At 72.3% G+C, this 8286-nt stretch carries 7 protein-coding genes; 4 read left to right on the top strand and 3 right to left on the bottom strand.

The window, feature by feature from the left end:
* Positions 1 to 178 precede the first annotated feature (178 nt).
* Positions 179 to 820: a GNAT family N-acetyltransferase gene (locus ABD211_RS18500; RefSeq protein WP_344133064.1), complete on the top strand. Its 642-nt coding sequence runs from the start codon at positions 179 to 181 to the stop codon at positions 818 to 820.
* A 67-nt stretch (positions 821 to 887) separates the two neighbouring features.
* On the opposite strand, the gene ABD211_RS18495 is transcribed toward ABD211_RS18500, so the two are convergent.
* Together ABD211_RS18495 and ABD211_RS18490 are read right to left on the bottom strand one after the other, a co-directional pair.
* Positions 888 to 1823: a hypothetical protein gene (locus ABD211_RS18495; RefSeq protein ID WP_344133061.1), complete on the bottom strand. Its 936-nt coding sequence runs from the start codon at positions 1821 to 1823 to the stop codon at positions 888 to 890.
* Between the two features lie 299 nt (positions 1824 to 2122).
* Complete coding sequence (locus ABD211_RS18490; protein ID WP_344133059.1) at positions 2123 to 2899, bottom strand: hypothetical protein; 777 nt, start codon at positions 2897 to 2899, stop codon at positions 2123 to 2125.
* A 114-nt stretch (positions 2900 to 3013) separates the two neighbouring features.
* Between ABD211_RS18490 and ABD211_RS18485 the strand changes: the two genes are divergently transcribed.
* The 3 genes from ABD211_RS18485 (at position 3014) to ABD211_RS18475 (ending at position 7438) form a co-directional block, all read left to right on the top strand.
* Complete coding sequence (locus ABD211_RS18485) at positions 3014 to 5647, top strand: valine--tRNA ligase (protein WP_344133056.1); 2634 nt, start codon at positions 3014 to 3016, stop codon at positions 5645 to 5647.
* A 73-nt stretch (positions 5648 to 5720) separates the two neighbouring features.
* Positions 5721 to 7037, top strand: coding sequence for a bifunctional folylpolyglutamate synthase/dihydrofolate synthase (locus ABD211_RS18480; protein WP_344133053.1), 1317 nt, complete (start codon positions 5721 to 5723; stop codon positions 7035 to 7037).
* Entirely contained in the window at positions 7034 to 7438 is a 405-nt protein-coding gene (locus ABD211_RS18475; protein WP_344133050.1) for a DUF4233 domain-containing protein, read from the top strand. The genes ABD211_RS18480 and ABD211_RS18475 overlap by 4 nt, the downstream gene beginning before the upstream one ends.
* A 59-nt stretch (positions 7439 to 7497) precedes the next feature.
* Here the strand turns inward: ABD211_RS18475 and ABD211_RS18470 are convergent.
* A partial coding sequence (locus ABD211_RS18470) for a VOC family protein (protein WP_344133047.1) occupies positions 7498 to 8286 on the bottom strand: 789 nt, incomplete at its 5' end.

Raw genomic sequence — 8286 nt, 5'->3', positions numbered from 1 at the left:
GGGGCTGAGGGCGTTTTCATATACGCCCGCGTCCGGACCCCCGGGAAACACCAACGGTAGGCCCGGTATTACGTGGGAACGCGACACGCGACGATGCTCCGAACACGCGCTTGGAAGATCAATATTGTCGCGCGGGAAAATGTCTGGCGGGCGAGAGACCCGGCCGCGACGATGGGGCGTGCTTGTTGAGCTCTGGCCCCTGTTCGGGCTGACCATCGTCACCTCGCGCCTCGAACTGCGGCTGCCGCGGGATGGCCAACTTACAGCGCTGGCCGACCTCGCGGGTCGGGGGATTCACGCGGAGGACGAACGACCGTTTCTGACGCCGTGGACCGAAGGTGAGCCGCAGGACCGGGCGCGGGCTGTGCTGCAGGGGTTCTGGAGCCAGCTGGGCGACTGGGAGCCGGCGGACTGGAGACTCGGCGTCGGTGTCTTCCGCGATGGCGAGCCGCTCGGGATGGTGACGCTGCGGGCGAGGGACTTTCCGGTCGTCCGTGAGGTCACGACCGCGTCCTGGTTGGGCATCGCGCACCACCGGCAGGGGTACGGGACCGAGGCGCGGGCCGGGCTGTTGAGCCTGGCGTTCGACCACCTCGGCGCGGCGGCCGCGCGTACCGAGGTGTTCCAGGACAACCTCGCGTCGCAGGGTGTGTCCCGCAAGCTCGGCTACGAACGGGACGGCATCAGTGTCGACGCGCGCGACGGGGAGGCGCTCGTGTCGGACCGGCTGCGGTTGACGCGCGATGTGTGGTTCTCCCGAGAACGGCCGACGGTCACGGTCAGCGGCCTTGCCGGCTGCCTGCCCATGTTCGGCCTCTGACACCTCGACGAACGACGACGGCGCGTGCCCTGATACCAGGGGCACGCGCCGTCGTCGTAGCTACGGGCTACCTGCGGTGCAGGACGCCCTTGCGGATGTCGGGGTAGAGCTTCCTGCTCTCGGCCAGCGAGCGGTTGAGGAAGTAGATCTGGCCCAGGCTGCCGTGGTCGCCCCAGACGCACACCGTCAGCGGCTGGCCCGACGTCGTGGCGGTGCCGCACCGGGCCACGCCGCCGAGCGGGCCGGCGTCGATGTCCTTGGCGTTCTTCACGTCGATCTGCGCCTGCATGCCGATGAAGGCGCCGCTGACCAGGGCGGCGGGGTTGTCGTTGTCGACCGCCACGGCGGCCACCATGACGAGGGCCGTCGGGTCGTCCGGGTCCTCGTACGTGCCGGCGGCCGCGGTGGTGGCGTTGGGGATGCTGGCCTTGAGCTCGCCCTCCAGGTCCTCCGCGGTCTTCTCCAGGTCGGGCTGATCCGACAGGGTCAGGCCCGCCAGCTTGGCCGGCGTGCTGACGCTGGCACCCTTCTCGGCCGCGAAGTCGTCCGCCGGCTTAGGGGCCGCCGAGGTCGGCGTGCCGGCGCTCGGGGTTGTCCCGGTGCTGGTCGTCCCACCGTCATCGGAACGCAGGAGCAGGACCGTGCCGCCGATGCACAGCGCCAGCAGCACCACGACGCCGACCGCCAGGCCGACCCACAGCCCGGCCCGCGACTTCTTCGGCGCGGGGGCATAGCCGCCGGGGGCGCCGAACCCGGGCTGAGCCGTCGGGGCGTCGTAGGTGGGCTGGGCCGGGACGCCGTACGTGGGCTGAGCCGGCGTCCCGTAGGCGGGCGCGCCGTACGCGGGGCCACCCGAGGCGGGCTGGCCATAAGCCTGGCCCGCCACCGGCTGGCCGGACGTCGGCTCAGCGCCGGGCTGCCCATACGCGGGCTGGCCGTAGGCGGCCGGCTGCCCGTAGCCGGGCTGGCCGAAGGGCTGGTCGCCGGACTGGCTCGTCGGCACATACGTCGGCGGNGTACGCCGGCGACCCGTACGCCGGCGACCCGTACGCCGGCGACCCGTAGGACGGGGTGCCGTAGGACGGCGTGCCGTACGACGGGGCGCCCGACGCCGGCGCGCCCTGGGTGGGCTCGCCGGCGGCCGGGGCGCCGTACGCGGGCCGTCCGTAACCCTGGCCCGGGACCTCGGTCGGCGGCTCGTCGCCGGCATGGGCGGGCCATGTCGGCGGCTGGCCGCCAGGCGGCAGGTACGGGGACTGTGGGTCAGACATCAGTGGATCTCCGTTGCGGGGGTGTGGAACGTCAGTTCCGGACCAGGACCTCGTTGCGGATCTGCTTGAACAGAGCGGCGCTCGAGTCGATGTCGCGGTTGAAGAAGATCGTGACGCCGAGGCTGCCGTGGTCGGCCCAGGCGCACATGACCAGGTCGATGCCCTCGCTGCTGCCCTTGCCGCACTTCGCCTCGCCGCTCATCGGGCCGGCGTCAACCTTGCGGAGGTCGGTGATGACCAGGCCGTCGGCCGAGCCGCCGCCGAACGCGTCGTCGAGCTCCTTGGCCGGCGAACTGATCTTGCCGGTCAGGCCGTACACCATGACGATCTTCTGCGGGTCGGCCGGGTCCTCGTAGAACGCGGCGACCGAGCTGGTCTCGGACGTGACCTCGGCGGCCAGCTGCTTCTTGAGCGCCTCGGCGGTCGCCTGTCGCGTCGGGTCGGTGCTCTTCGTGAAGCCGACGAGCGCGTCGGGGGTGCGCAGCGTGGCGTTCTGCTCGGCGAGCGCGCCGGTGATGGCGGGCAGCAGGAACACGGCGCCCGCGACCACGGCGGCGATCACGATGGTCAGCACGACCGAGAGCGTGATCCACAGGCCCTTGCGGGAGCGGCGCGGCGGCGGCGGGTACTGGCCGTAGGTGTCGACGCCCACCGGCGGCACCGAACCGGGCGGGGCAGCGGCCGGCGCCGACCCGTAGGCGGCCGGCTGCACCACGGCGGAGCCGTGCGCGGACGGCGCCACGGGCGCCGAGCCGTACACGGGCGGGCCCGCGGTGGGGGACTGACCATAGGAGTGGGGGTCGGACATGAGGGGGGTGCTCCTTCCGGGGATACCCGCAGCATAATGGGGTCGTGCCAGTGGTACCCCACGGCGGAGGGGCGTCCTGAGCCACACCCGCGCCCGGTCCGTAGACTCCAGGGCGTGACTGTCGCTTCCGATGCCCGCGCCGACAACTCCCCGAACACCCTCGCCGCCGCCTATCAGCCGGCGGAGGTAGAGAGCCGGCGATACGAGCAGTGGGTATCGGGGGGGTACTTCAGGGCGGACGCGGCGAGCGACCGTCCCGCGTTCACTATCGTCATCCCGCCACCGAACGTGACCGGTTCCCTGCACGTCGGCCACGCCCTGGACCACACGATCCAGGACGCGCTGGTGCGCCGCCGCCGCATGCAGGGGTACGAGGCGCTGTGGCTGCCCGGCATGGACCACGCCGGCATCGCCACCCAGAACGTCGTCGAGCGCAAGCTCGCCGGCGAGGGCCTGTCCCGCCACGACCTGGGCCGCGAGCAGTTCGTCGACCGGGTCTGGCAGTGGAAGGCCGAGTCGGGCGGGGCGATCCTGGGCCAGATGCGCCGGTTGGGCGATTCGGTCGACTGGGACCGCGAGCGCTTCACCATGGACGACGGCCTCTCCCGGGCCGTACTCACGATCTTCAAGAAGCTGTACGACGACGGCCTGATCTACCGCGCGGAGCGGATCATCAACTGGTGTCCGCGGTGCCTGACGGCGCTCAGCGACATCGAGGTGGACCACAGCGACGACGAGGGCGAGCTGGTCAGCATCCGCTACGGCGAGGGTGACGACAGCATCGTCGTCGCCACGACCCGGGCGGAGACCATGCTCGGTGACACGGCGGTGGCCGTGCACCCCGACGACGAGCGCTACCGGCACCTCGTCGGGCGCGAGATCGAGCTGCCGCTGACCGGCCGGCGCATCCCGATCGTGGCCGACGCGCACGTCGACCCGGCGTTCGGCACCGGTGCGGTGAAGGTCACCCCCGCGCACGACCCGAACGACTTCGAGATCGGCCAGCGGCACAGCCTGCCGTCGATCACGATCATGGACGAGCGCGCGGTCGTCACGGTGCACGGCCCGTTCCAGGGCCTCGACCGCTACGAGGCCCGCCCGGCCGTCGTCGCGGCGCTGCGCGAGCAGGGGCGCATCGTGGCCGAGAAGCGGCCCTACGAGCACTCGGTCGGGCACTGCTCGCGGTGCAAGACGACCGTCGAGCCGCGGCTGAGCCTGCAGTGGTTCGTCAACACCGGGCCGCTGGCCCGCGCGGCCGGCGACGCGGTCCGCGACGGCCGCGTGCGCATCGAGCCGGCCGAGCTCGCCAAGCGCTACTTCGCCTGGGTCGACAACATGCACGACTGGTGCATCTCCCGCCAGCTGTGGTGGGGCCACCGCATCCCGGTCTGGTACGGCCCGGACGGCGAGACCGTCTGCGTCGGCCCCGACGACGAGGTCCCCACCGGCGACGGCTGGCGCCAGGACGAGGACGTGCTCGACACGTGGTTCTCCAGCGCGCTGTGGCCGTTCTCCACGCTCGGCTGGCCCGACGAGACCCCCGAGCTGGCGAAGTTCTATCCGACGAGCGTCCTCGTCACCGGGTACGACATCCTGTTCTTCTGGGTCGCCCGGATGATGATGTTCGGCCTGTACGCGATGGACGGACGCCAGCCCTTCGACGTGGTCGCGTTGCACGGCATGGTGCGCGACCAGTACGGCAAGAAGATGAGCAAGTCGTTCGGCAACGTCGTCGACCCGCTCGACTGGATCGAGCGCTTCGGCGCCGACGCCACCCGCTTCACCCTCGCGCGCGGCGCCAACCCCGGCGCCGACGTGCCGGTGAGCGAGGAGTGGTGCCAGGGCTCGCGCAACTTCTGCAACAAGCTGTGGAACGCCACCCGGTTCGCGCTCATGAACGGCGCCACCACAAAGGGTGGGCTGCCCGCCCATGACGAGCTGTCCAGTGTGGACCGGTGGATCCTGTCCCGGCTGCAGCACGTGATCGCCGAGGTGGACGAGCAGTTCGAGGCGTTCGAGTTCGCCAAGGTCTGCGACACGCTCTACCACTTCGCCTGGGACGACGTCTGCGACTGGTACGTCGAGCTGGCCAAGCCGGTGCTCGGCGGGGGCGGCCCGGCCGCCGACGCGACCCGACGGGTGCTCGGCCACGTGCTCGACGCGCTGCTCAAGCTGCTGCACCCGGTGATCCCGTTCGTCACGGACGAGCTGTGGTCGGCGCTGACCGGCGAGGCGACCATGGTCCGCGGCCCGTGGCCGACCGCCGACCGGTCCTATGTCGACGACGCCGCCGAGGCCGAGCTGGCGGGCCTGCAGCGGGTGGTCACCGAGGTGCGCCGGTTCCGCTCCGACCAGGGCCTCAAGCCGGGCCAGCGGGTCGCCGCGAAGCTGACGGGCCTCGGGGGCGCCGGATTGAGCGCGCACGAGCCGCTGATCCGCTCGCTGGCCCGCCTCGACGCGCCGGAGGAGGGCTTCGCCGCAACGGCGAGCCTCGCCGTCGCCGGCGGGGTCGACGTCGAGCTGGACACCCGCGGCAACGTGGACGTGGCCGCGGAGCGCGCCCGCCTGGAGAAGGACCGCGCCGCGGCCGAGAAGGAGGCCGCGCAGTGCACGGCCAAGCTCGGCAACCCCGCCTTCGTCGACAAGGCCCCCGACGCGGTCGTCGCGAAGATCAAAGACAGGCTCGCGGTGGCTGAGGCGGACATCGCCCGCATCACCGCCGCGCTGGAGGCGCTTCCTACTTCATGAGCGAGCGCAGCGAGCGAATCATCAGCTCAGGGGTTGACTCATGGCGGCGCCGGAGCGCAGCGGAGGCGACGGTATGAGTACGTACGCAGAGGTCGAAGCGGAGCTGAACACCCGTGGGTACACCCGGATGGTCTTTGATCTGGGGCGCATCCAGGGGCTGCTCGACACATTGGGCAGTCCGCAGCGGGCGTACCCGTCGATCCACCTGACCGGCACGAACGGCAAGACGTCGACGGCCCGGATCATCGACGGCCTGCTGCGCGCCCAGGGGGTGCGCACCGGGCGGTACACGAGCCCGCACCTGGAGACCGTCCGGGAGCGGATCAGCATCGAGGGTGCGCCGCTCAGCGAGGACAAGTTCGTCGAGGTGTACCGGGAGGTCGCGCCGATCGCGGCGCTGCTCGACGAGAAGGACACCGAGTCGCTGACGTACTTCGACGTGACCACGGCGATGGCGTTCGCGGCGTTCGCCGACGCGCCCGTCGACGTGGCCGTGGTCGAGGTCGGCCTCGGCGGCGCCGACGACGCCACCAACGTGCTGCAGGCCGGGGTGTGCGTGCTCACCCCGATCGGGCTCGACCACACCGAGTGGCTCGGCGACACCATCGAGGACATCGCGACCGCCAAGGCGGGCATCATCCACCCCGGCGCGACAGTGGTGACGGCGACGCAGACCGACGAGGCCATGCGGCCGATCGTGGAGCGGTGTGCCGAGGTCGGGGCGACGCTGGCCCGCGAGGGCAGCGAGTTCGGACTGGTCCGCCGGGCCGTGGCCGTGGGCGGGCAGGTGCTCACGATCCAGGGGCTCGGCGCCACGTACGACGACATCTTCCTACCGCTGCACGGCGAGCACCAGGCGCAGAACGCGGCCGTGGCGCTCGCCGCCGTCGAGGTGTTCCTCGGCGGGCGGCTGCTCGACGCCGAGATGGTCCGCGAGGGCTTCGCGGGCGCCTCGTCGCCGGGCCGGCTCGAACGGGTGCGCAGCGCGCCGACGATCCTGCTCGACGCCGCGCACAACCCGCACGGCATGACCGCCACGGTCACGGCGCTCACCGAGGAGTTCGCGTTCAGCCGGCTGGTCGGCGTGCTGGGCGTGCTCGGCGACAAGGACGCGACGGCCATGCTCGTCCTGCTCGAACCGGTCGTCGACGTGCTGGTGTGCACGGAGAACACGTCGCCGCGCGCGATGCCCGCCCACCAGCTCGCGGAGCTGGCCGTCGAGGTCTTCGGCGAGGAGCGGGTGCACGTCGCGCCCGAGCTGCCCGACGCGATCGAGGCGGCCGTCGCGCTCGCCGAGACCGATGTGGAGGGCGAGCTGAGCGGCGTCGGCGTGGTCATCACCGGCTCGGTCGTGACCGTGGCCGACGCGCGCCGGCTACTGGCCCGATGAACGAACCGGCCGGCACCGAACCGGTGCGCACCGAACCGACGGCGGGCGGGACGGATGCGCCGCGGTCGGGGCTGCGGAACCCCGCCGCCGCGGTGCGCGGGATCGGCGCGGGCGGGCTGGCGGCCGAGGGGATCGTGCTCCTGCTCGCGATCCGGCCCGTCCAGGTGCTCGGCGCCCATCTCACCGGCCTGGCCGTCACCGTGATCGTCGTGCTGGCCGTGCTGTGCCTGGCGCTGGCCGGGCTCATGCGTCACGCGTGGGCGTGGTGGGCCGGCGCCGCCGTGCAGGTCGCGCTGGTCGCGTGCGGGTTCGTCTTTCACGCGTCGCTGGGCGTACTCGGCGTGATTTTTGGGCTTTTGTGGGGTTATCTGTTGTGGGTGCGGCGGTCGGTCCTGCGCTGATCGGAGCGGGGGTGTGGCGATGTCGGACCGGATAGCGACCCTTGTTCGCCACAGCCCGGCTACGGGGTGCGGCTGCCGAACGCGATCGGCTCGTTGAGCTCGATGATGTTGCCGTCCGGGTCCTCCAGGGTGGCCACCCAGATCTCCGAGCGGCCGTCGCCGCCGCTGCGGTGCGGCCGGCTGCGGCACGCCACGCCCTCGCGCTCCAGGTCGTGGTAGACGGCCGCGATGTCGGTGACGTCGAGCAGGAGCCGGCGCAGGTTGCGGGCCGGAACGGGGTTCTCGGCCACCCGGCTGAGCAGCACCCGCCCGCCCGGGAAGCTGAACTCCGCGCGGCCGCCGGCGGCCGCGACCTCGGTGAAGCCCATGACCTCGCGGTAGAAGCGGCGCGACCGGTCGATGTCGGCCACGTAGAGCTTGGTGCCCACGCCGTGCACCGTCTGGCCCACCGCCGTGCGCTGGTTGAGCACCTCGCCCACGATGACCTCGGCGGACGGGAACTGCGACTCGTCGCGTTGGCGCGGCACCCGGCGGGGCAGCGGCTCGTCGACCGGCTCGACCGTGGCCGTCGCCGGCCTGGGCTCGTCCACCAGCCGGGTGGCCTGGTCGGCGTGGGCGTCGAAGGGGTCGGGCGCGGGCTCCGGTCCGGGCTCCGGCGGGGCCCACAACGCGTCGTCGGTCTCCGCGAACCGGGGCAGGTTCGGATCGTGCCGGGGGATGCTGGCGGTGCCACGGACCGGCCCGCCGGCGTCGTCGGCCCACGGGCTGGCGGCGCGCGGCTCCGCCGGCTCGGCGACCTCGTCGACGGGCGCGGGCCGCTCGACGACGCGGGCGGTGCCCGTCGCCGG

The organism is Luedemannella flava (genome assembly GCF_039528515.1).
Classification (GTDB): Bacteria; Actinomycetota; Actinomycetes; order Mycobacteriales; family Micromonosporaceae; genus Luedemannella; species Luedemannella flava.
Note: the sequence above shows the minus strand (reverse complement) of the source record. Positions and strands in the feature narration are given on the sequence as shown.

Excerpts from the sequence above, each read along its gene's own strand:
- ABD211_RS18490 (WP_344133059.1), bottom strand. The coding sequence starts at position 2,899 with ATGTCCGACCCCCACTCCTATGGTCAGTCCCCCACCGCGGGCCCGCCC.
- ABD211_RS18480 (WP_344133053.1), top strand. The coding sequence starts at position 5,721 with ATGAGTACGTACGCAGAGGTCGAAGCGGAGCTGAACACCCGTGGGTAC.
- ABD211_RS18475 (WP_344133050.1), top strand. The coding sequence starts at position 7,034 with ATGAACGAACCGGCCGGCACCGAACCGGTGCGCACCGAACCGACGGCG.